The following is a 756-nucleotide window of genomic DNA, read 5'->3' as shown; positions in this document are numbered from 1 at the left end:
CCGGCGCCGCCAGCCGACGCGCGAGGCGACCTGGCGCGGCCGATGCGTCGGATGCGGCCGGGCGCGACGCGCGCGGCAGATGGCGGGCAGGCGCCGGACGGCGCCGATACGTGAGACGGATGGAAACCATGATCGGGAGGTCGGTGGACGATGGGCCAGTGCTGCTTTCATTACCCATGTCACGCGAACATCGAGAAACAGCTCAGGTCAGCGGAAATATTTTTTGAAACGCTCACGAACGGGCCGGCACGACCGTCGCCCAGTAGCGCGTCAGGTAGTGAACGTCGATCGGCAGCGTCGCCTTCAATGTATCGAGCACGCGCGCGGGATCGTCGAGCGGATAGGTGCCCGACACGCGCAGGTCGGCCACGGCCGCATCGCAGCGTAGGCTGCCGCGGCGGTAGCGGTCGAGCTCGGCGACGAGGTCGGCCAGCCGCATGCGCGACGCGACGAGCATGCCGCCCGTCCACGCGGACGCATACGTATCGAGCGGCGCCGGCGCGTCGATCGTGTCGCGCGTGAAATCCGCGCCCTCTCCGGCTGCGATCACGCGCGCGTCGGCCGTCGCATCGTCGGGCTGCACGCGCACGGCACCGGCGAACACCTCGATGCGGGTCGCGCCGTCGCGCTGCCGCACCGCGAAGCGCGTGCCGAGCGGCCGCAGCTCGCCCTGTGCCGTCGCGACGACCAGCGGCCGCGCGGGCACGCGATCGTCATGGCCGCTCGTCACCATGATCGTGCCGCGCAACAGGCAAA

General features: G+C 70.6%; 1 protein-coding gene. It reads right to left on the bottom strand.

All coding sequences use genetic code 11. From position 1 onward, the window contains the following. Nucleotides 1-232: 232 nt before the first annotated feature. Nucleotides 233-756, bottom strand: a 524-nt coding sequence (locus G3N98_RS39430) for a FecR domain-containing protein (protein WP_206151141.1), incomplete at its 5' end; no start/stop codon positions are given.

The sequence above is a fragment of the Burkholderia sp. Tr-20390 genome (assembly GCF_017104595.1).
Classification (GTDB): domain Bacteria; phylum Pseudomonadota; class Gammaproteobacteria; order Burkholderiales; family Burkholderiaceae; genus Burkholderia.
Note: the sequence above shows the minus strand (reverse complement) of the source record. Positions and strands in the feature narration are given on the sequence as shown.